Below are 22,866 nucleotides of genomic sequence, written 5' to 3' on the forward strand. Positions count from 1 at the left end.
CAGCGTGTTTATACGATAGTAACGGTCAATTGGACGGCTAACGCTGTCACTTGCGCGAAAACTCGACGAATGTCGCGATCACTTGCTCGATTTGCGAGCGATTGACGTCCATGTGCGTGACCATGCGCAAGCGCGCGGCGGCACTCAACTTGATCCCGCGTTCGGCGGCAAACGCCTTGAGCGCTTCGGCACGGTCGCCCATTGGCACGTAGACCATGTTGGTCTGCACCGGCTCGACGCTGAACCCGGCCTCGCGCAGGCCTTCGGCCAGATAGTGCGCGTTGGCATGGTCATCCGCCAGACGCTCGACGTGGTGATCCAGCGCGTACAGCCCCGCCGCCGCGAGCAAACCGGCCTGACGCATGCCGCCGCCGACCATTTTGCGCAGGCGGCGGGCCTTGCCGATCAACTCGGCTGAACCGCACAGCACCGAACCCACCGGCGCGCCAAGGCCTTTGGACAGGCACACCGACACCGAATCGAAATGTTGCGTAATCTCGCGGGCATCCACACCGAGCTTGACCGCCGCGTTGTACAACCGCGCGCCGTCCAGGTGCAGGGCCAGACCATGCTTCTGGGTAAATTGGCGCGCGCGGACCAGATACTCCAGCGGCAGCACTTTGCCTTGCATGGTGTTTTCCAGCGCCAGCAAACGGGTCCGGGCGAAATGGAAGTCATCTGGCTTGATCGCTGCCGCGACCTGCTCCAGATCCAGCGAACCGTCGGCCTGCACCTCCAGCGGCTGCGGCTGGATCGAGCCGAGCACCGCCGCGCCACCGCCCTCGTATTTATAGGTGTGCGCCTGCTGGCCGACGATGTATTCGTCGCCACGTTCGCAGTGCGCCATCAGGCCCAGCAGGTTGCTCATGGTGCCGGTCGGTACGAACAGCGCAGCGGCGAACCCCAGGCGCTTCGCCAGTTCCGCCTCCAGACGATTGACCGTCGGATCTTCGCCGTAGACATCGTCACCGGTGGCCGCCGCTGTCATCGCGTCGAGCATGGCAGGAGTCGGTTGGGTAACGGTGTCGCTGCGAAGATCGATAATGCTCATGAACCTGGCCTCAGAGTCAGCAGGGGAAATCCCTTTTCGAAGGTGAATTACTGCGGTCATGGCGCCGATTTATCAACCCTTGAATGAGAAAAGGTCAGATTACTTCTTGAGAACACACTCCCACAGGTTCTGTGCAAGGCCGGAAAATATGTGATAAAAACGCTGCGCCGCCCGAGAACGGGCGGCAAAAACGTTCTCAGGGCGGGGTGTAATTCCCCACCGGCGGTAATTGCGCGCAACGCGCATAGCCCGCGAGCGCTTGACGACGGACACGGCATTGGCGGTGCACGACGGCAAGGTCAGCAGACCCGGTGTGATTCCGGGGCCGACGGTCATAGTCCGGATGAAGAGAGAACGGGATTGACGCCAAAGGGCCATCCGCGCGCTTGTGTGCTCGTGCGTACCCTTGAATCCCTTTCGATTCATAACGCCCTGTTTTTCACACAAACAGGAGTCAGAACATGCAACCCACCGCTATCGACAGCAAAAGCAAACACCCCCACGGCGAACGCGTTGCGTTCATCCAGGCCTGCTGGCACAAGGAAATCGTCGACCAGAGCCGTAAGGGCTTCGTCGCCGAAATGCTCGCTCAGGGTTATCAGGAATCGGACATCGATTTCTTCGAAGTCGGCGGCGCCTTTGAAATGCCGCTGCACGCCAAGTTGCTGGCCAAGACCGGCCGTTATGCCGGCATCGTCGCGGCTGCTCTGGTCGTGGACGGCGGCATCTATCGTCACGAGTTTGTCGCCCAGTCAGTGGTCAGCGGCCTGATGCAGGTGCAGCTGGAGACCGAAGTGCCGGTGTTCTCGGTATCGCTGACCCCACATCACTTCCATGCCGGTGAAGAGCATCAGAAATTCTTCTTCGAGCACTTCGTGCACAAGGGTCAGGAAGCGGCGCGGACTTGCGCGGATACACTGCAGAAGGTTCGCGCGCTGCGTCGCAGTGAGCCGCGTGCGGTCGCCGTCTGATAGACCATGAGTGAGGCTTTTGATCTCACTCATTCCCCTGTGGGAGCGAGCTTGCTCGCGAAAGCGGACTGACAGCCAACTCAAATGTTGAATGCCAGATTGCATTCGCGAGCAAGCTCGCTCCCACAGGGTTATATATCAGACCGGAAATTGGGTCAGGCGAGATTTTCGTCGGTGGCCGGCACGATCAGAATGCCGGCTCGCAAGCCGTTCTTGACCTTGGGATTTGGGAAGATGATGCGTGCGCCCTCTTCCTCGATGATCCAGCGGGTATTGGCCAGATCTTCGGCCAGCACATAACCCACATCCAATTCAGAAAAGTTCTCGATGTCCGCCGGCAGGTTCAGGCGGAACGCATCGCTGTGCTTGATGATTTCCCGGGCGACGCTGAACAGCTGCAAACCCTCCAGTCCCTCTGCAGCCAGATCCGGCTCATTGCCTTCGATGATCTGCTTCAGACGGGTTTCCAGGCGTGAAACATCCACCCCTTGGTTCTGCCCGAATGGCCGCGCCTTGCCCAGTTCCAGGGTGAAAGCCTCGGCGCCGAGCTTGTCGTAGGTGTAGGAACTGAACACGATCGACGGCTTGTTCTGCAACAGCACCGCGTCCATCCCGGCAGCACGCAGACGCGCCAGTTCGCGGCGCGAATGCTGGCGACCTTCTTTCCACGGGTACAGGGCGAACTGCTCGATCTTCGAACCACGAATCGCGGTGTGCAGGTCGTAGTGCAGACGCTGACGGTCCGGCAGGCTGAAGAAACTCGCCGCCAGGCGTTCCAGCTCGCAGGCGCGGATGGCTTCGGAACCGCTGGTTTGTTCATGCCGGCCGTTGAACAGCCGGTTGACGTCCTGCTCGACGAAGCGCTCGCCCTTGCGAATCGCTTCCGGATTGCCGAACAGGAACAGAATGCGTGCACGCGGCTTCAGATCGCCGCGTGCGATGTCATGCAGCAGCCGGTCGAGCAATTCGATCGGCGCTGTTTCGTTGCCGTGGATGCCTGCCGACAGCAGCAGGTCCAGGCCATTGTCGCGTGCTTCGGGTGGCCGGACTTCCAGAGCACCCTCGCTCAACCAGCGCATGCGCACGCCTTCGACAGTCAGTTGAGTCTTCTCCGCCGGTTCACGGCCGGCGAGGGTCAGTTCAAGCAGTTTGCCGAGGGCGAGCATAGAGCGGTTTCCTTAGTGATCGTGGTTGCAATCCGGGCCGTGCACGTGGTCTTCGTCGCCGACGTCGGCCGGTTCCATCTCCAGTTGCAGACTGACCAGATTAGTTGCCAGTGGGCGCAGCAGCAGGTTGGCGTACTCTTCGTCACCTTCCTCGACGTCCACACCGATCAGCAGCTGGCCACGGCCGTCCTGCTGGATCCACAGCTCTTTGCCTTGCCACATGACCGCGACGCGGGTGCACGAGGTTTGCAGTTGCGTGCCGTCGGTGTCTTCAAGGATCAGCTGCAGGGAATCGCTCATGTTTTTACTCTCTTGGGGAGACAAGCCGCGCGTCGCGTTCAGGCGACGCGCCGGCCATCAATTGATCTGGAATGGATAAACCGAGCCCAGTTTAAGGATTTGCGTCAGTTCATCCAGTGCCGTCCGGCATTCAAGCAGCAATTGCGGGTCCGCCAGATCGGTTTCGCTCAGGCGGTCGCGGTAGTGCTTTTCAACCCATGCGGTCAACGAACCGTACAACGGTGCGGTCATGATAACCCCTGGGTTGACGGCCGCCAGCTCGGTTTCGTTGAGCGCGACGCGCAGTCGCAGGCACGCCGGGCCGCCGCCGTTCTGCATGCTTTGCTTGAGGTCGAAGACTTTGACTTCGCGGATCAGGCCGCCGGAGCTGGTCAGCCCCTGCAAGTAGTTCCACACGCGCTCGTTGCCACGGCACTCTTCCGGCACGATCAGCAGCATCGAGCCATCAGGACGCGACAGCAACTGGCTGTTGAACAGATAGGAACGCACCGCATCATCCACGGTGACCGCCGAACGCGGCACGCAGACCGACTGGAACTGGCCACCGACCTTGGCCAGTTTGCCCTGCAACTCGCCCAGCATTTGCTCGGTGTCGAGGAACGCGTCCTCGTGATAGAACAACACCTCGCCGTTACCCACCGCGATCACGTCATTGTGGAATACGCCCTGGTCGATCACCGCCGGGTTTTGCTGCGCGTAGACCACGCCCTCGTCACGCAGACCGTGCAGACGCGCCACCGCTTGCGACGCTTCCAGCGTCTGGCGCGCCGGGTACTTTTGCGGCGCCGGGTAACGGGTGTCGAACGCACTGCGCCCGAACACGAAAAACTCGACACCGGCCTCGCCGTATTCACGGCAGAAGCGCGTGTGGTTGGCCGCGCCTTCGTCACCGAATTGCGCCACCGCCGGCAACGCGGCGTGGTGGGCGAAGTGCTGTTGATCGGCGAACATCGCACCCAGCACGCGGCTGGTGGTCGGGTGTTCGATACTGCGGTGGTATTTGCAGTTGAGGTTGGCGGCGGTGAAGTGCACGCGACCGTCAGCGGTGTCGGCACTCGGGCTGACGGTGGCGGCATTCGCCACCCACATGCTCGACGCCGAGCAACTGGCAACCAGCAACGGCATGGCTTCTTTTGCGGCGCGCTCGATCACTTGCGCGTCGGTGCCGCTGAAACCCAGGCGGCGCAATGCGGCCACGTCCGGACGCTCCTGCGGCGCCAGCACGCCTTGCTGAAAGCCCATTTCCATCAGCGCTTTCATTTTCGCCAGGCCTTGCAGCGCCGCTTCCTTCGGGTTCGAGGACTGCTGGCTGTTGCTCTGGGACGCGACGTTGCCGTAGGACAGACCGCCGTAGTTATGGGTCGGCCCCACTAGACCGTCAAAATTGACTTCATAGGATTTCATCAGCGAGGCTCCACGAGAATCTGTTGTTATAGGCTTCAGTAACTAACTGTTCAGTGCGACCGCGTCGCGGCTTTCGCGAGCAGGCTCGCTCCCACAGGGAAATGCATTCCAAATGTGGGAGCGAGCCTGCTCGCGAATAGGTATCACACCATTTTCACGCCAGGCGTCAGGGCCGCCGGCAACGTCAGGCTCGGGGTTTCCAGCGAGGCCACCGGGTACGCGCAGTAATCCGCCGCGTAGTAGGCACTGGCGCGATGGTTGCCCGAAGCGCCGACACCGCCGAACGGCGCGCTGCTCGCGGCACCGGTCAGCTGTTTGTTCCAGTTGACGATACCGGCGCGGCTTTCCAGCCAGAACTGCTGATAACGATCTTCGGAATCCGACAGCAAGCCAGCCGCCAGGCCATAAGCGGTATCGTTGGCCTCAGCGATCGCCGCAGCGAAATCGGCGTAGCGGATCACTTGCAGCAACGGGCCGAACAATTCTTCATCCGGACGCTCGGCCACCGCGGTCACATCAAGAATGCCCGGGGTCAGCAAGGCCGATTGCGCTTGCGGCTGCGTCATCGCCAGCAGCGACACCGCGCCATTGGCCAGCAGATGTTGCTGGGCATCCATCAGCGCTTTCGCCGCGCCAAGGGAAATCACCGAGCCCATGAACGGCGCCGGCTGTTGATCGAACGCACCAACTTCGAGGGTCGCGCTGACGTCCACCAGACGCTTGAGCAGGCTGTCGCCCCACGCGCCTTGCGGCACCAGCAGACGACGCGCACACGTGCAGCGCTGGCCGGCAGAGATGAAGGCCGACTGAATGATCGTGTAAACGGCTGCGTCCAGATCAGCGACCTGATCGACCACCAGCGGGTTGTTGCCGCCCATTTCCAGCGCGAGGATCTTGTCCGGACGCCCGGCAAACTGCTGGTGCAGGTGATTGCCGGTACGGCTCGAGCCGGTGAAGAACAGACCGTCGATGCCCGGGTTCGCCGCCAGGGCGATACCGGTTTCGCGAGCGCCTTGCAGCAGGTTCAACACGCCGGCCGGCAGACCGGCTTCGATCCAGCACTTGACCGTCAGCTCGGCGACTTTCGGCGTCAGCTCGCTTGGCTTGAACAGCACGCTGTTACCGGCCAGCAGCGCCGGCACGATGTGGCCGTTCGGCAAGTGGCCCGGGAAGTTGTAAGGGCCGAACACCGCCACCACACCGTGCGGCTTGTGGCGCAACACGGCGGTGGCGTCGCCCAGCGGGCCGCTCTTCTCGCCGGTACGTTCGCGGTAGCTCTGCACCGAGATCGCAATCTTGTTGACCATGCTGGTGACTTCGGTCGCGGCTTCCCACAGGGGCTTGCCGGTTTCCTCACCGATGGTGCGGGCCAGTTCGTCGCTGTGGTTTTTCAGGGCGGCGGCAAAGGCTTCGAGGACGCTGATGCGCTCGTCCAGCGAACGCCGCGCCCAACCCGGAAAGGCCTGACGCGCCGCCTGCACGGCGGACTCGACCTGAGCGGCGCTGGCGCCCTCCCCCGACCACAGCACTTGCTGGGTCACCGGGTTCAGCGACTGGAAGGCTTCGCCCTGACCGGCCAGCCATTCACCTGCGATGTATAGCGAATTCATTATTTCGACTCCCGAGCAGCAGACAACGCCACGGCGCGCACTTGATCGCCGGCGCTGAGTTGAAGACGTTTGGCGGTCAGCGGATCGACCACCAGCGTGCCGGCGGCCAGACGGGCCGGGGCAGCCGTGATGCGGCAGTCTTCGCGTTTGCGGTTATGGATGATGAACGGCGTGGCGTCTTCGCCCGGCGTACCGATCGCCAGCACCAGCGCTTCGCTGTCGCGGACTGCGCGGATCTTGCTGGTTTCGCACTCGATGGCCGGGCCGGCATCGAAGATATCGACGTAGCCCTGATAGCTGAAACCTTCGCTCTTGAGCATCGCCAGCGCCGGCTCGGTGTCCGGGTGCACCTGACCGATGACGTTGCGCGCATCCGGCGACAGGAAGCAGGTGTACAGCGGGAATTTCGGCATCAGTTCGGCGATGAACGCCTTGTTGCCGACGCCGGTCAGGTAGTCGGCCTGGCTGAATTCCATCTTGAAGAAGTGCCGACCCAGGCTTTCCCAGAACGGCGAACGACCGGCTTCATCGGAGACGCCGCGCATCTCGGCGATGATCTTGTTGCCGAACAGCTCCGGGAACTCGGCGATGAACAGCATGCGCGCCTTGGACAGCATGCGGCCGTTCAGGCCGGTGCGGTAATCGGCGTGCAGGAACAGCGAGCACAGCTCGGAGTTGCCGGTCAGGTCGTTGGCGAGGAACAGCGTCGGAATCTCGCGATAAATGTTCAGCTCTTGCGAGGCGCTGACGGTCAGGCCGACGCGGAAGTTGTACCACGGCTCACGCAGACCGACCGCGCCGGCGATGGCGGAAATCCCCACCACGCGACCGTTGTCGTCTTCGAGCACGAACAGGTAGTCCGCGTCGCCACGACCGGCTTCGCCGCGAAAGGTCTTCTCGGCCCAGCCGACCCGGTGGGTCAGGCGTTCTTCGTTGGCCGGCAACGTGGTCAGGCCGGTGCCGGTGCTGCGGGCCAGGTCGATCAGCGCGGATAAATCGCTGCTGCGTACGGGACGAACAATCATGCTATCTCCTCAAACGGGCCGCCTTCGCCACCCGTGAAACTCGCTAAGGCGTTAAACCGCCACCAGGCGCACGCTGGCACCTTCACCGACGCCCAGGGCTTCGGCTGCTTCCAGATCCAGGGTCACCGGTTTGCCCGGCGCGTAATCGAGTTCCAGCAGCACCGCGCGGTAATCCTGCAACTGCGCGTTGGCCACCAGATACTGGCGCCCGGCACCTTTGACCGGCTCGCCGATCTTCACCGGCACCACACGGCTCTGGGCGATCGAACGGATCCCCGAAACACGCGCATGCAGGGTCGGGCCACCGTCGAAAATGTCGATGTAGTGATCGGTTTCGAAGCCTTCGCGCATCAGGATGTCGAAGGTGATCTGCGCACGCGGGTGCACCTGGCCCATCGCTTCTTGCGCGGAATCCGGCAACAGCGGCACGTAGATCGGGTAATGCGGCATCAGTTCGGCGAGGAACGTGCGACTCTTCAGGCCACACAGGCGCTCGGCCTCGGCGTAGTTGAGGTCGAAGAAGTTGCGACCGATTGCATCCCAGAATGGCGAGTCGCCGTTCTCGTCGCTGTAGCCGACGATCTCGGTCACCACCGAATCGGCGAAACGCTCCGGGTGGCTGGCAACGAACAGCAGGCGACCACGGGAGTTGAGCTCGGCCCACGGCGACCCCACCAGCTCACGCTGCACGTAGAAACTGGTCAGCAAGCTGTTGCCGGTCAGGTCGTGGCATTGCGAAAGCACGTGGATCTTGTTGTGGATCTTCAGCTCGCGGGAAGCGTGGACAAAGGTCTCGTTGCGAAAGCTGTAGAACGGCTCCGAGTAGCCGGCCGAGGCGACAATGGCCGAGCAGCCGACCAGTTTGCCGGTGGCGGTGTCTTCGAGGACGAAGAAGTAGCTCTCCTCGCCGTTGAAACTCACTTCGGCAGCGAACGAGGCTTCGCTTGCGGCGATCTTGTCGCTCAGACGTTCCACGTCATCCGGCAAGGAAGTGACACCAATCGGGCTATCCGCAGCCAGACGCTGTACCTCGCCCAGATCAGCCATTTGCGCAGGGCGCATCACCAGCATGGTGTCACTCCTTTCTCTTATAAAAATTTACTGAAAAAAACACCGGAGACTGTGGAAGCGGGCTTTTGTGGTGAGGGGATTTATCCCCGATGGGGCGCGTAGCGGCCCTCAAAAAGCTTGGGGCTGCTGCGCAGCCCATCGGGGATAAATCCCCTCACCACAAGCCCGCTCCCACATTTGATATTGCCCGGTATCAAAATTGGGTTCGACGCCAGAATCCTCAGGCGCCGAAGGGTCTATCAGGCTTGTGTCAGTGCAGCAGCAGCGCGTTCGAAGCGGTCCAGGCCGGCGTCGATATCGGCGTCTTCCACCACCAGGCTCGGGGCAAAACGAATCACGTCCGGGCCGGCCTGCAGAATCATCAGGCCTTCTTTTTCAGCGGCGTTGAAGATGTCCTTGGCCTTGCCTTTCCAGGCATCGCTCAGCACGCAACCGATCAACAGACCGAGGCCACGCACCTGAGTGAACAGGCCGTACTTCTCGCCGATCTGCTGCAGGCGGGTCTTGAATTTGTCGTGCTTGGCGTTGACGCCGTTCAGCACCTCGGGGGTGTTGATCACGTCGATCACCGCTTCGGCTACCGAACACGCCAGCGGGTTGCCGCCGTAAGTGGTGCCGTGGGTGCCGACCACCAGATGCTTGGCCAGCGCTTCGGTGGTCAGCATCGCGGCGATCGGGAAACCGCCGCCCAGGCTCTTGGCGCTGGTCAGGATGTCCGGGGTCACGCCGTAATGCTGGTAGGCGAACAGGTGGCCAGTACGGCCCATGCCGGTCTGCACTTCGTCGAACACCAGCAGCGCGTTGTGCGCGTCGCACAGTTCACGGGCACCTTGCAGATAAGCCAGTTCCGCCGGCAGTACACCGCCCTCGCCCTGGATCGGTTCGAGCACGACCGCACAGGTCTTGTCGGACACCGCCGCTTTCAGCGCGGCCAGATCGTTGTAAGGGACGTGGGTGATGCCGGTGATTTTCGGACCGAAACCGTCGGAGTACTTCGACTGGCCACCGACGTTGACGGTGAACAGGGTACGGCCGTGGAAGCTGTTGAGCGCAGCGATGATCTCGTACTTCTCGCTGCCGAAACGGTCGAACGCCACGCGACGGGCCAGCTTGAAGGCGGCCTCGTTGGCTTCGGCGCCGGAGTTGCAGAAGAACACGCGCTCGGCGAACGTGGCGTCGATCAGCTTGTGCGCCAGGCGCAGGGCCGGCTCGTTGGTGAACACGTTGGACACGTGCCACAGCTTGTTCGCCTGTTCGGTCAGCGCACCGACCAGCGCCGGATGCGCATGGCCCAATACGTTAACGGCAATCCCGCCGGCGAAGTCGATCAGCTCGCGGCCGCTCTGGTCCCAGACGCGGGAACCGGCGCCACGCACCGGAATAAAAGCGGCAGGCGCGTAGTTGGGAACCATTACCTGGTCGAAATCGGCGCGTTCTACCGCAGCGTGCTCAACGGACATCGGAGTCTCCTGAAGAGGAACACCCGCCTGAAACTGGCGAGCGATGGGGGGATTGTAAGGACAGTTTTCAGCCCGGCCTTGTCGCCAAGCGACAACTTCTTATAGCGCAAACCCCGGATTTTCCCGGGTTTACGGCAATGCGACATATAGCGTCGCAAAGGCGCAGTTTAACTGGCCGCAGCCGTTTGCGGCAGCTTGCTGATTTGTACCCGAGAACGAATTGGCGAGTGCGGTATATATGTACCGCACATCACCCTGAAGAGCCGTTTTTACCGGGCGGGCTTTTCCAGCGCAGGCGATCGCCCAAGCGCCGAAACAACCGGGCAACCCGATACACCCACGAAGGCGAGATGAAAGAGGCCAGGGTCGACGCTACGAAACACTCGGCCCGCCCCTGAACAGGACGCGCATCAACCGCGCTCTGGCGGCACCGACGACAGTTCGAAAGGACTGCTGCTGCGCCGCTGGTTGCGATCTTCCCGCGGCGTCGCGCCGAAGAAATTGCGGTAGGCACTGGAGAAATGCGGCCCGGAAGAGAAACCGCAGGACAGGCCGATCTGGATGATCGACTTGCTGGTCTGCATCAGCATCTGCCGGGCCTTGTTCAGGCGCAATTCCAGGTAGTACTGGCTCGGCACGCGGTTGAGGTATTGCTTGAAGATCCGCTCCAGTTGGCGACGGGACACGCACACGTGCTGGGCGATTTCGTCGGTGGTCAGCGGTTCTTCGATGTTGGCTTCCATCAGCAACACCGCTTGGGTGAGCTTCGGATGGCTGGAACCGAGGCGGTTCTGCAGCGGAATGCGCTGGCGTTCACCACCCTCGCGGATGCGTTCAACCACCAGTTCTTCGGACACCGCACCGGCCAGCTCGGCCCCATGATCACGGGCCAGCACCGCCAGCAGCAGATCGAGCACCGACATGCCGCCACACGCGGTCAGGCGATCGCGATCCCAGTCGAACAGGTGACTGGTGGCGATGACTTTCGGGAAACGTTCAGCGAAATCGTCCTGCCAGCGCCAGTGTACGGCTGCACGATAACCGTCGAGCAGACCGAGTTGCGCCAGCGGATACACACCGGCCGACAGACCACCGATCACGCAACCGGCACGCACCAGTTGCTTGAGCGCGCTGCTGAGGGCCGGGGCCAGGGTGGTCGGCGGCTCGTCGGCGAGCAGGAACAGTTTCTGGAAGTTTTCCAGCTTGCCGGTCCATGCTTCGCCGGGCAGTTGCCAGGCTCCATCGGCCGCCGCTTCAGGACTGGCTTCAGCCTGCAGGAACGACAGTTCGTAAACCACCTCCGGATGCACCCGCTGAGCAACACGCAAGGCCTCCTCCGCCAGCGCCAGCGTCAGAGCTTTAGTGCTGGGCCAAATCAGGAAACCAATTCGATGGGCAGTCATGGGCGGGCAATCCGAAACGAAGAACGGTGATGAAGGCATGGGCCAATGCTAGCCCGTAAATGAACGCAAATCTCGAAACCTGCACCGATCCACTGTGGGAGCTGGCTTGCCAGCGATGGCGGTATGTCTGCACCAGATAGGCAATCTGGCCCAACGCTTTCGCTGGCAAGCCAGCTCCCACAGGGATTGGAGTCGATCTCTAGGTCGCGAAGCATGACCTAATTTGGTGCATAACGGCAGCGATTACTTGAGGCTGCCCGAGAGGAACTGCTGCAAACGCTCGGATTGCGGATTGACCAGCACTTCGCGCGGGTTGCCGCTCTCTTCCACCACACCTTTGTGCAGGAACACCAACTGGTTCGACACTTCACGGGCGAAGCCCATTTCGTGCGTAACCACGACCATGGTGCGACCTTCCTGAGCCAGCGCTTGCATCACCTTCAGAACGTCGCCCACCAGTTCCGGATCGAGCGCCGACGTCGGTTCGTCGAACAGCATCACTTCCGGCTCCATCGCCAGTGCACGGGCAATCGCTACACGCTGCTGCTCGCCACCGGACATGTGCCCAGGGAATGCGTCTTTGCGATGCGCCACGCCAACCTTGTTCAGGTAGTGCTCGGCTTTCTCGCGCGCTTCGGCCTTGGACACGCCCAGCACGTGGACCGGCGCTTCCATGATGTTTTCCAGCGCGGTCATGTGCGACCACAGGTTGAAGTGCTGGAACACCATCGACAGGCGCGAACGCATGCGCTGCAGCTGTTTCGGATCAGCGGCTTTCAGCGCGCCGTCCTTATTGGCCACCAGTTTCAGCTCTTCGTTGTTGAGCAGGATCTTGCCCGCGTGCGGCTGCTCCAGCAGGTTGATGCAGCGCAGGAAAGTACTTTTGCCGGAGCCACTGGAGCCGATGATGCTGATCACATCGCCGGCTGCCGCTTTCAGGGACACGCCCTTGAGCACTTCGTGACTGCCATAGCGTTTATGCAGGTCTTGGACTTCAAGTTTGTACATGCGGTCGGTTCTCACAAAAACAGTCAGTCAGTCGTTGAGCAAGCGCCCGTGACGCAGCGCTTCGCGCCCCGCCACCTTGGCCAGCCAGAAACCGGGTTGGGCATAGCGCAGCCGTTCAATGGCAAACAGCACCCCGGAGGTACCAGCACACACCGTGCTGACCCGATCGGACACAGGATCGATCACTTCGAAAATCTCATCCCCGGCTTCGACCCACTCGCCGGGTTTACGCAGAAAACTCACCACACCGGGGTGCGGCGCCAACAGTAATTCAGTGCCTTCGAACGGCATGCCTTCGCACGGTTCATTGGCCGGCTTTGGCCACTCGCCAGTGATCAGGCCTTGCTCGGCGAGGAACGCCAGAATGCCTTCAGCCCAGGCCAGCGCATCGGCGCGGTCGGTGTTGGCCTGACCGCCCAGCTCGACAGTCGTCGCCAGGCACGCCAGCGGAATCTGCGCGTCCGGGAACTGCCGCGACAGGCGCAGCCACGGCAACGAGCACGCCTCATCGAAGGAGCTGCCACCAGAGTCTTCCGCGAGCAAACCGACCTTCACATTCAGGTGCGCGGCCAGCGAACGCCACTGCGGCCAGTGCTGCGGCAGCGCATACATGTGCAACGCGGCTTCGGCATCGCAGTGCAGGTCCAGCACCACATCGGCGGTGCAGGCATGGCTGAGCAACACGCGCTGCATGCCTTGCAACTGGCTGCCCGCTTCGGGCAATGCCGCCAGATGTTCAGCCATGGCCTGACGGATCAGGCGAATGTTGGCGTGCGGATCGTCACCGAGACGCTCGGCCAGCGCCGCTGCAACCGGCGCACTCAGCTCGACGAAATCGCGGTTGAAATTCTTGCCGCTGCCCGCCTCGAAACGTCCCTGATGATTGCCTTGCAGCAATTGGCCGAGGCCCAGCGGGTTGGCGACCGGCACCAACTCGATCACGCCGTTGAGCAGGCCTTGGGCTTCGAGTTCGCCAAGGCGCTTTTTCAGCTCCCAGGCAGTGCGCATGCCCGGCAGTTCGTCAGCGTGCAGGCTGGCCTGAATGTAGGCCTTGCGCTCGCCCTGACCGAAGCGGAAGACCGAAATCTTGCGCTCACTGCCCAGATGGCTCCACGGCAATACGTGGTCGATGCGTTCCATATCAGTGCTTCCGCGGGGCCAGGTAGCTCAGCCAGCGACGCTCGGCCAGCTTGAACAGCTTCACCAGAATGAAGGTCAGGCACAGGTAGAACAGGCCGGCGGTGATGTACGCCTCGAACGGCAGGTAGTACTGCGCGTTGACGGTACGGGCCGCGCCGGTGATGTCGATCAGGGTCACGATGGACGCCAGACTGGTGGTCTGCAGCATCATGATCACTTCGTTGCTGTATTGCGGCAGCGCCCGACGCAATGCCGATGGCAACAGGATGCGCTTGTACATCTTGAAGCGCGACATGCCCATCGCCTTGGCGGCTTCGATCTCGCCGTTCGGCGTGGCCTTGAGGCTGCCGGCGATGATTTCGGCGGTGTAGGCGCTGGTGTTGATCGCGAAGGCCAGGCACGCACAGAACGTCGCGCTGGACAGCCATGGCCACATGAAGCTTTCACGTACCGCTTCGAATTGCGCCAGACCGTAGTAGATCAAGAACAGCTGCACCAGCATCGGCGTGCCGCGAATCACGTAGGTATAAAGCCACGCAATGCCGTTGACCGCGGTGTTCTTGGAAACGCGCATCAGGCCCAGCGGCAGCGCCGCCAGCAATCCGAACAACAGCGACAGCGCGAGCAGTTTGAGGGTGGTCAGCAGGCCGCCGAGGTACAGCGGCATGGCCTCCCAAATGACGTTGTAGTCGAAGATCATAGATCAGCCGCCCTTACGCCTACCGAGTAGCGCTTCTCAAGGTGACGCAGCGCCAGCAACGAGACACTGGTGATCACCAGGTACATCGCCGCCACTGCGAGGAAGAAGGTGAAAGGCTCGCGGGTGGCATCTGCCGCCTGCTTGGCCTTGAACATCATGTCTTGCAGGCCGACCACCGAAATCAGCGCGGTGGCCTTGGTCAGCACCAGCCAGTTGTTGGTGAAGCCGGGAATCGCCAGGCGAATCATCTGCGGCACCATCACCCGGAAAAACACCTGAAAACTGCTCATGCCGTACGCCATGCCCGCTTCGGCCTGGCCCTTGGGGATCGCCATGAACGCACCACGGAAGGTTTCCGACAGGTAGGCACCGAAGATGAAACCGAGGGTGCCGATACCGGCGGCCAGCGGGTTCAGGTCGATGTAGTCGTCATAGCCAAGCATCGGCGCGACGCGGTTGAGCAAGTCCTGACCGCCGTAGAAGATCAGCAGGATCAGCACCAGGTCGGGAATCCCGCGAATCACCGTGGAATACAGATCGCCCAGCCACGCCAGCCAGCGAATCGGCGACAGGCGCAACGCGACCCCGATCAGCCCGAGAACGATGGCCAGGGCCATGGACGACAAGGCGAGCTGAAGCGTCAGCCATGCGCCATCGAGGATGACAGCCCCGTAGCCTTTCAACATGATTCAGGTCCTCGAAAGTTGGGATGAAAAAATGGCGCAAACCGCAGAGATCCTGTTGCTTGCGCCATTTCTGACTTGTCGCAGAGACGTGTTACTTGCCGTAGATATCGAAGGCGAAGTACTTGTCCTGGATAGCTTTGTATTTACCGTTTTCACGGATAGCCGCGATCGCCGCGTTGATCTTGTCTTTCAGCGCGTCGCCCTTGCGCACCGCAATGCCTACGCCGTCGCCAAAGTATTTGACGTCGGTGAATTGCGGGCCGACGAAGGCGAAGCCTTTACCGGAGTCAGTGTTCAGGAAGCCGTCCTGCAGCAGGGTGGCGTCCGCCACGGTACCGTCGAGGCGACCGGCGGCCACGTCGAGGTAGATTTCGTTCTGCGAACCGTATGGCTTGATCTCGGCACCCAGCGGGGCCAAGACTTCGCGGGCGAAACGCTCGTGGATCGAACCACGTTGCACGCCGATGTTCTTGCCCTTGAGCTCAGACAGGTTGTCGCTGACAACGGTGCCTTGCTTCATGACCAGACGGGCCGGGGTGTTGTAGTACTTGTTGGTGAAGTCCACGGATTTCTTGCGGTCTTCGGTGATCGACATGGACGACAGGATCGCGTCGATCTTGCGCACTTTCAGTGCCGGAATCAGACCGTCGAACTCTTGCTCGACCCACTGGCACTTGACCTTCATTTCTTCACACAGGGCATTGCCGATGTCGTAGTCGAAACCAACGATGCTGCCATCCGGCGCTTTGGAAGCGAACGGAGGGTAAGCCGCTTCGATACCGATCTTCAGAGGTTTTTCATCAGCGAAGGAATTCAGCGACAGCACGGACAGTGCCAGGGCGCCAAGCAGCACAAGTTTCTTCATCTTGGGACTCCATCGGTAAAGGGCAAAAACGGCAGAGTGAGCGACAGCCCAATATGCGAATGGGTGAATCGGGAAAGCGGTGCAGCATCGGTGGGAAATTTCCCATTGAAACCTTCAGGGGTTTCAACGTCAGCCACGATGAGCGAGTGATCGGCATTCTAACGACAGGCCCGAAGCCGATATTTCTTCAATGCGACAACTAATTACAGATGCACAGAGAAACCCGCTTGAGCGCATTGACAGCCTTGCAAATTCATGCAAGAGCGAAAGACGGTGAACCGATCTATGCTGCAAATTGCGGGCCTATTATTCGCAAACCCTTCTAATCCGGCAAGCGCAGCGTTGGGTCTTATTTTTCAGCGGGGATTTTGAGGCTCTAAAACGGGGCGATGCGTTTCCCTTCGCCCCGGTTTGCCGCGGTCGGTTACACATTCGGTTACGTGGAAGGCAGGCGGTAACAGCGGGAAATGGCTTGCGCGGGAGATCGATAATTATTGGTTGGGTGGTTTGGGTTTCTGACAGGGGAATACTGCGGCGTCTGACAGATGGCTATCGCTGGCAAGCCAGCTCCCACAGGGATTTCGATTGAGATTGAAATCCCGTTCACACCTCGGAAACCTGTGGGAGCTGGCTTGCCAGCGATGAGGCCAGCAAAACCACCACAAATCTCCAGACACAAAAAAGCCCCGCCCGGCGATCACCGGACAGGGCTTTTCAATGCATCAGACAGGCTTAAGCCACATTCATCGTCTTGTGCGTATCAATCAAATGCTGCACCACACTCGGGTCCGCCAGGGTCGAGATATCGCCCAGCCCTTCGTACTCCGCCGTGGCGATCTTGCGCAGAATCCGCCGCATGATCTTGCCCGAACGGGTCTTCGGCAGCCCCGGCGCCCACTGGATCACATCCGGCGAAGCAATCGGGCCGATCTCTTTGCGCACCCAGTTCTTCAGCTCCAGGCGCAGTTGCTCGCTCGGCTCTTCGCCATTTTTCAGGGTGACGTAGACATAAATGCCCTGCCCCTTGATGTCGTGCGGCACACCGACCACCGCCGCTTCGGCGACTTTCGGGTGGGCGACCATCGCACTTTCGATCTCGGCGGTACCCATGCGGTGGCCGGAAACGTTGAGCACGTCGTCCACGCGCCCGGTGATCCAGTAGTAACCATCGGCGTCACGCCGCGCACCGTCACCGGTAAAGTACATGCCGCGGAACGTCTTGAAATAGGTGTCGACGAAGCGGTCATGGTCGCCATACAAAGTGCGCGCCTGACCCGGCCACGAATCGAGAATCACCAGATTGCCTTCAGCCTCGCCCTCGATGATGTTGCCAAGGTTGTCGACCAGCGCCGGTACCACGCCGAAGAACGGACGTGCCGCCGAACCCGGCTTCAGAGCATGCGCACCGGGCAGCGGGCTCATCATGTTGCCGCCGGTTTCGGTCTGCCACCAGGTATCGACGATCGGGCAGCGCGACTTGCCGACATTCTTGTAGTACCAGTCCCAGGCTTCCGGGTTGATCGGCTCGCCCACCGAACCCAGCAGACGCAGGCTGCTGCCATCCGCGCCCTCAACGGCAGCGGTGCCCGAAGCCATCATCGCGCGAATCGCGGTCGGTGCGGTGTAGAGGATGTTGACCTTGTGCTTGTCGACGATCTTCGCCACCCGGGTGATGTCCGGGTAGTTCGGCACGCCTTCGAAGAGCACGGTGGTCGCGCCATTGGCCAGCGGGCCGTAGACGATGTAACTGTGACCGGTGACCCAGCCGACGTCGGCGGTGCACCAGTAGATTTCGCCCGGACGGTAGTCGAACACGCGCTCGTGGGTCATTGCCGCGTACAACAGATAACCGCCGGTGGTGTGCTGCACGCCCTTCGGCTTGCCGGTCGAACCCGAGGTGTACAGGATGAACAGCGCTTCTTCAGCGCCCATCTCTTTCGGCGCGCAGACGGTGCCCGCCACTTTCATCAGGTCTTCGTACCAGATGTCGCGATGCTGGTTCCATTTGATGTCGCCACCGGTGCGCTTGCACACGATGACTTTCTGGATGCTGCTGGTTTCCGGGTTGGTCAGCGCGTCGTCGACGTTGGCCTTCAGCGAGATCTTCTTGCCGGCACGAATGCCTTCGTCAGCGGTGATCACCACTTTCGATTTGCAGTCGATGATCCGCCCCGCCAGGGCTTCCGGCGAGAAGCCACCGAACACCACCGAGTGAATCGCACCGATCCGGGTACAGGCCAGCATGGCGACCACGGCTTCGGGGATCATCGGCATATAGATAGTCACCACGTCGCCACGGTGCACGTCCTGACCACGCAGGGCGTTGGCCAGTTTGCAGACTTGTTCGTGCAGTTCGCGGTAAGTGATGTTGCGGCTTTCGGAAGGATCGTCGCCTTCCCAGATGATTGCGACTTGATCGCCGCGCTCGGCCAAATGACGGTCGAGACAGTTGTAGGAAACGTTCAGGGTACCGTCGGCGAACCATTTGATGTCGACATGGTGATCGTCGAAGGAAGTCTGCTTCACCGTGGTGAAAGGCTTGATCCAGTCGAGGCGCTTGGCTTGCTCGCGCCAGAAACCGTCAGGGTTGACGACCGACTGCTGGTACATGGCTTTGTAGGTCGCCTCGTCAGTCAGCGTATTGGCCAGAACCTCGGGACGAACGGGATACAGAGAAGCCGCACTCATCTTTCTTACCTCGGTGGAATAGTTGTTTTTGTATGACCCCGTTGTAGCCGGGCCGGCCCCATAGAACCATTCGACGATGGTTGTAGGAGCTGCCGCAGGCTGCGATCTTTTGATCTTGCTTTGCAAAAATCAAAGGCGAAAGATCGCAGCCTTCGGCAGCGCCTACAAGGGTTGGGCGGTGTTTTGTGGGGATTGTTACCAAAACCGCCAAAAGTGTTTATCAAAACCCCATCTGTTTACCCCCACCCCACCTGCCTAAAATCCACCTCGCCGACAAGGCAAACGCGATTAACAACGTTACAGCCCCCACGAAGGCCGTTAATCCAGCTCTCAAGTAATAACTGCAAATGATGAAGTTCCACACGCAACCCTAAAAAGGTTGCGTGACCCCACTCGACCTCAAAAAGGTAAATCTGAAATGAAAGCTTTATTGGTTCTGGCCCTCAGCAGTCTGTGCGCAACCGCCATGGCAGACGAGGTCCCGACTGATGTCGCACAGCAACAACCGGTGATCGAGGAATACACTTACTCCACTCACCTGGACATCGCCAAAGTTGTATCGATGAGCGAAGTGCCGAATGTCTGCGAAGTGGTACCGGCCAAAATGGAGTACGACGACTCCAAGGGTCAGCGCCACATCCTGCGTTACAGCGTCATGGGTAACGGCTGCACCAATTGATGATCGAGACTGCACCGAATCGGACCGCTCAGCGCCTCATTTGAGGGTCGATTCCAGCCCGGCTTCGGTCGGGCTCAGTTGTGTCTGGAGTCGTCAAAAATGCTTGCAAAACACTAGATGTAGTGAAAACACGGTTTTTTTGTTCGTTTTTTGAGCAAATCCACAATCGCGAGATTTTTACGAAAAAAAATCTATCCCCGGCAAAGCCCTGTAAACCCGCACTCTCATCGAAAAACCAGCCTCCTCGACCGCGCCATGCGCGGATTCGCCTCAGCACAGCCGTGTTTTTTTCCCTATAATGCCGCCCTAATCGGGTCAGCAATATTCCCTTACAGGGAGCAAAAGCCATTCTGAAGCCCCGCAGCAGCGTCAACGCTGATCTGCGCCCGTCAGAGGCTCTCGGAAACCCGTACAAAATTCTGTTTTATTGCCTGCCTTGGCTGCCGCAAAAAACGATTCCTTAAGATCCAACGCGGTCTGTACGACCGTGTGAAAAACCCACCAATCAGGTTTCACACGGGGCGACAGGCCCTCACGCAGGAGACGACACGTCATGCTGAGCTGGGACGAATTCGACAAAGAAGACAGTGAAGTAGCAACCGTGAAAGGCGCCAACGCCGGCCACGCTACTGAAGCCAACATGGACCGCCTCGACAGCGCCGGCGGTGCCGCAGCGCTGGAAGCCCGCGCCGTGACCGCCGACGACTCGGCCGCCGTGGCCCGCGCCAAGGCCGCACTGGATTCCCTCGACGTCGCCGAAGGCCTCGCCGAACTCGAAGGCGCCTCCGCCCGTGTCGCCGTTGACGAAAAGCGCATGATCAACTGCCGCGCCGACCTCAACCAACTCGTACCTTTCAAGTACGACTGGGCCTGGCAGAAGTACCTGGACGGCTGCGCAAACCACTGGATGCCGCAAGAAGTCAACATGACCGCCGACATCGCCCTCTGGAAAAACCCGGAAGGCCTGACCGACGACGAGCGCCGCATCGTGATGCGCAACCTCGGCTTCTTCTCCACCGCCGACTCCCTGGTTGCCAACAACCTGGTCCTGGCCGTGTACCGCCTGATCACCAACCCGGAATGCCGCCAGTACATCCTGCGCCAGGCCTTCGAAGAGGCGATCCACACCCACGCCTACCAGTACTGCATCGAATCGCTGGCCATGGATGAAGGCGAAATCTTCAACATGTACCACGAGATTCCATCGGTCGCGAAAAAGGCAGCCTGGGGCCTGAAGTACACCCGTTCGATCTCCGATCCGAAGTTCGAAACCGGCACCCCGGACACCGACAAAGAACTGCTGCGCAACCTGATCGCCTACTACTGCGTACTGGAAGGCATCTTCTTCTACTGCGGCTTCACCCAGATCCTCTCCATGGGCCGCCGCAACAAAATGACCGGCGTCGCCGAGCAGTTCCAGTACATCCTGCGCGACGAATCCATGCACCTGAACTTCGGCATCGACGTGATCAACCAGATCAAAATCGAAAACCCACACCTGTGGGATGCCGAAATGAAGGAAGAAGCGACCCAGATGATCCTGCAGGGTACGCAACTGGAAATCGAATACGCCCGTGACACCATGCCTCGCGGCGTACTGGGCATGAACGCGGCGATGATGGAGGACTACCTGAAGTTCATCGCTAACCGTCGTTTGTCGCAGATTGGTTTGAAAGAGGAATATCCAGGGACGACTAACCCGTTCCCTTGGATGAGCGAGATTATGGACTTGAAGAAAGAGAAGAATTTCTTTGAGACTCGTGTGATCGAATACCAAACTGGTGGTGCGTTGAGCTGGGACTAATGGTCTCGCTCGGAACGATTTGACGATTGCTGCTTGAGTCGCCAAGTCGAGAAAGCAAAAAGCCCCGATCTGATCGGGGCTTTTTTATGGACGATTGGTAATCGTTTTTTACGCCTACGTCACAGCGCTCAATCTCCTACAGCACTTACAGCTGCGTCCCATTGAAGCCCGCTACAAGCACTACTAAGCTCTATCGCAGGTGCCTAAGAAACGCCCAACGTAGAAAGCTCGGTCAGTGACACAGACGTGTAATTCGTCGGTGACAACTGCTCTGCTCGTTGGGATTTCTTAAGTCCGCTCTACGTTGGGGTCAGGCCCTCCCAAAAACTAACGTAGAGGTCATAGATATGTCTGATCCGCTCCCGGTAATAGTGTTCTCTCGCCACAACCTTTCTCTCCATGCCCTTCTATTAGAAAACCAGCCTTGGTTCTCCGCTCGCGATGTCGGCCGCTTGATGGGTTTCCATCTGAATGATCGGGTGGTCAACAAGCTGGATAACGATCAACGTCGCGTCTTATGGATTGAGTACTATCGAGAGCCAGAACAGCAGCTGATGCTTAGTGAATCCGGGGTGTACGCGCTGTTGGTCTATCACTACGTTCCGGGTAATCGGTTGTTGCGGGAATGGCTGACCAATGAGGTGGTGCCGACATTGCGCGATGCTGCGGATTCAGGAGATTCGAATCGGCCAATGTTGAGCTTGTTGGATTGGCCGGAGATGTCTTTGAGTTTGCTGCATTGGCAGGATGAGGGCTGGATTCGGCTTCGGGATATGCCTTACCTGTTGAACGATCAAAATCCACGACGACCTTCTCTAGAGAAACCCTGGTGGCGGAGGGTTATGCAGGTGTTTCAGTCCTCGAAGCACTCGATGGGCTAGGCATGGGCTTGTAGGATTGCGCGGGATCCGTCGCTATTTTCTGTAGGAATTTTCGTAGACAGCAGTGATGGCCACTCAGTATCGTCCGAGGGTTTTCAACCCTCGGCGACTGTATGGATACTTCGAAAGAAAAGAGTGGCTGGAGCGATGAGGAGCTAGAGGCTTCGGTAGACGCTTACCTGAAGATGCTGGCTCTTGAGCAGCAAAAGCAGCCATTCAAAAAGGCAGACGAAAACCGTCTATTGCGTGAAGGCCCGCTAAGCAAACGCAGCGCCTCCTCCGTCGAGTACCGCATGCAGAACATCTCTGCGGTGATGGAGCAATTGGGGCAGCAGCGAATTACTGGCTACGTTTCGGCAAAGAACCTTGGTTCTGGCGTGAGTAAACGGATCAAGGAATTCCTCGCGAAGAAGGGCGTCCACGCATTACGAATAGGCGAACAGCGGGCCATTACATTTACTCCGCTTCAGTTGGTCGAGGTCACTGCACCTCAACAAAATGAAGCGCCAGTGGGCGTTCTTAACCCTAAAGAGACGACCTCCACTGTCGTGAGACTTGCCCGCGCCCAGAGCGTAAAGAAATGGGTACTCAAGCACTCCCAAGGCATTTGTGAAGGTTGCGGGCAAACCGCACCGTTCATTAGCGCAAACGGCCGCCCCTTTCTTGAAGTCCATCATGTTAAGCACCTTATTGATGGCGGAACCGACCGCATATGCAACACGGTCGCGCTGTGCCCGAACTGCCATCGTCGTTGCCACCATTCAAGCGACAAAAAAGAGTTCACCGCTGAGTTTTATAAGAAAGTCGAGCGGTTGAGGCCTGAATAGAGGATCAAACTTGTGCCGAGGAATCCCACCGTCCTAAAGGCTCTGCACAGACCTCCAAATCAAACAGCGACAATTCCCAACCTGATCCAAGACCCGTCCTACAGCCTCAAAGCATCACCTTCGTTAA

The 22,866-nt window shown here is 59.8% G+C and carries 20 protein-coding genes and 1 riboswitch; of the genes, 5 read left to right on the plus strand and 15 right to left on the minus strand.

All coding sequences use genetic code 11. From position 1 onward, the window contains the following. Positions 1-46: 46 nt before the first annotated feature. Positions 47-1,051, minus strand: coding sequence for a low-specificity L-threonine aldolase (ltaE, locus tag AC193Q_RS12930; RefSeq protein WP_476285882.1), 1,005 nt, complete (start codon positions 1,049-1,051; stop codon positions 47-49). A 188-nt stretch (positions 1,052-1,239) separates the two neighbouring features. Further along, positions 1,240-1,411: riboswitch (FMN riboswitch) on the plus strand. Positions 1,412-1,512: 101 nt separating this feature from the next. Between ltaE and AC193Q_RS12935 the strand changes: the two genes are divergently transcribed. Next, positions 1,513-2,022, plus strand: coding sequence for a 6,7-dimethyl-8-ribityllumazine synthase (locus AC193Q_RS12935; protein WP_047295837.1), 510 nt, complete (start codon positions 1,513-1,515; stop codon positions 2,020-2,022). A gap of 155 nt (positions 2,023-2,177) precedes the next feature. On the opposite strand, the gene astE is transcribed toward AC193Q_RS12935, so the two are convergent. The 14 genes from astE to acs form a co-directional block, all read right to left on the minus strand. Then, the gene (gene astE / locus AC193Q_RS12940) at positions 2,178-3,188 is read right to left on the minus strand and encodes a succinylglutamate desuccinylase (RefSeq protein WP_047295839.1); all 1,011 of its coding nucleotides are present in this window, start codon (positions 3,186-3,188) and stop codon (positions 2,178-2,180) included. 12 nt (positions 3,189-3,200) lie between these two features. Further along, a complete protein-coding gene (locus AC193Q_RS12945; protein WP_041066534.1) occupies positions 3,201-3,488 on the minus strand; it encodes a hypothetical protein in 288 nt (95 codons plus the stop codon). Between the two features lie 57 nt (positions 3,489-3,545). Then, a complete protein-coding gene (gene astB, locus AC193Q_RS12950) occupies positions 3,546-4,892 on the minus strand; it encodes an N-succinylarginine dihydrolase (RefSeq protein ID WP_121186745.1) in 1,347 nt (448 codons plus the stop codon). A 143-nt stretch (positions 4,893-5,035) separates the two neighbouring features. Next, positions 5,036-6,505 (minus strand): succinylglutamate-semialdehyde dehydrogenase, encoded by a 1,470-nt coding sequence (gene astD, locus AC193Q_RS12955; RefSeq protein WP_179295018.1) that lies wholly within the window; start codon positions 6,503-6,505, stop codon positions 5,036-5,038. After that, complete coding sequence (gene astA, locus AC193Q_RS12960) at positions 6,502-7,527, minus strand: arginine N-succinyltransferase (protein WP_047295845.1); 1,026 nt, start codon at positions 7,525-7,527, stop codon at positions 6,502-6,504. Before astA ends, astD begins: the two co-directional genes overlap by 4 nt. A gap of 51 nt (positions 7,528-7,578) precedes the next feature. Continuing rightward, entirely contained in the window at positions 7,579-8,598 is a 1,020-nt protein-coding gene (gene aruF, locus AC193Q_RS12965) for an arginine/ornithine succinyltransferase subunit alpha (RefSeq protein WP_025112905.1), read from the minus strand. 239 nt (positions 8,599-8,837) lie between these two features. Beyond that, positions 8,838-10,058 (minus strand): aspartate aminotransferase family protein, encoded by a 1,221-nt coding sequence (locus tag AC193Q_RS12970; RefSeq protein ID WP_047295848.1) that lies wholly within the window; start codon positions 10,056-10,058, stop codon positions 8,838-8,840. Between the two features lie 410 nt (positions 10,059-10,468). After that, positions 10,469-11,461 (minus strand): transcriptional regulator ArgR, encoded by a 993-nt coding sequence (gene argR / locus AC193Q_RS12975; protein WP_179294966.1) that lies wholly within the window; start codon positions 11,459-11,461, stop codon positions 10,469-10,471. Between the two features lie 243 nt (positions 11,462-11,704). After that, positions 11,705-12,469: an ABC transporter ATP-binding protein gene (locus AC193Q_RS12980; RefSeq protein ID WP_003227281.1), complete on the minus strand. Its 765-nt coding sequence runs from the start codon at positions 12,467-12,469 to the stop codon at positions 11,705-11,707. A 27-nt stretch (positions 12,470-12,496) separates the two neighbouring features. Further along, positions 12,497-13,609, minus strand: coding sequence for a M14 family metallopeptidase (locus tag AC193Q_RS12985; protein ID WP_041066513.1), 1,113 nt, complete (start codon positions 13,607-13,609; stop codon positions 12,497-12,499). 1 nt (position 13,610) lies between these two features. After that, the gene (locus AC193Q_RS12990; protein WP_095668533.1) at positions 13,611-14,309 is read right to left on the minus strand and encodes an ABC transporter permease; all 699 of its coding nucleotides are present in this window, start codon (positions 14,307-14,309) and stop codon (positions 13,611-13,613) included. Continuing rightward, complete coding sequence (locus AC193Q_RS12995; RefSeq protein ID WP_003227287.1) at positions 14,306-14,995, minus strand: ABC transporter permease; 690 nt, start codon at positions 14,993-14,995, stop codon at positions 14,306-14,308. Before AC193Q_RS12995 ends, AC193Q_RS12990 begins: the two co-directional genes overlap by 4 nt. Before the next feature lie 91 nt (positions 14,996-15,086). Further along, positions 15,087-15,860 (minus strand): ABC transporter substrate-binding protein, encoded by a 774-nt coding sequence (locus AC193Q_RS13000; protein ID WP_027612633.1) that lies wholly within the window; start codon positions 15,858-15,860, stop codon positions 15,087-15,089. A gap of 732 nt (positions 15,861-16,592) precedes the next feature. Beyond that, on the minus strand, positions 16,593-18,548 hold the full coding sequence (gene acs / locus AC193Q_RS13005; RefSeq protein WP_047295856.1) for an acetate--CoA ligase: 1,956 nt from the start codon (positions 18,546-18,548) through the stop codon (positions 16,593-16,595). A 418-nt stretch (positions 18,549-18,966) separates the two neighbouring features. On the opposite strand from acs, the gene AC193Q_RS13010 reads away from it, so the two are divergent. From AC193Q_RS13010 to AC193Q_RS13025, 4 genes are all read left to right on the plus strand, one after another. After that, positions 18,967-19,227, plus strand: coding sequence for a DUF2790 domain-containing protein (locus AC193Q_RS13010; protein ID WP_027612631.1), 261 nt, complete (start codon positions 18,967-18,969; stop codon positions 19,225-19,227). Positions 19,228-19,780: 553 nt separating this feature from the next. Next, the gene (locus AC193Q_RS13015; RefSeq protein WP_003227292.1) at positions 19,781-21,031 is read left to right on the plus strand and encodes a ribonucleotide-diphosphate reductase subunit beta; all 1,251 of its coding nucleotides are present in this window, start codon (positions 19,781-19,783) and stop codon (positions 21,029-21,031) included. A 347-nt stretch (positions 21,032-21,378) separates the two neighbouring features. Continuing rightward, the gene (locus AC193Q_RS13020; RefSeq protein WP_483879593.1) at positions 21,379-21,912 is read left to right on the plus strand and encodes a BRO-N domain-containing protein; all 534 of its coding nucleotides are present in this window, start codon (positions 21,379-21,381) and stop codon (positions 21,910-21,912) included. Positions 21,913-22,025: 113 nt separating this feature from the next. Further along, positions 22,026-22,739, plus strand: a complete 714-nt coding sequence (locus tag AC193Q_RS13025) for an HNH endonuclease (RefSeq protein WP_483879594.1) — start codon at positions 22,026-22,028, stop codon at positions 22,737-22,739. The last annotated feature ends 127 nt before the right edge of the window (positions 22,740-22,866 follow it).

The organism is Pseudomonas sp. F2, from assembly GCF_057174385.1.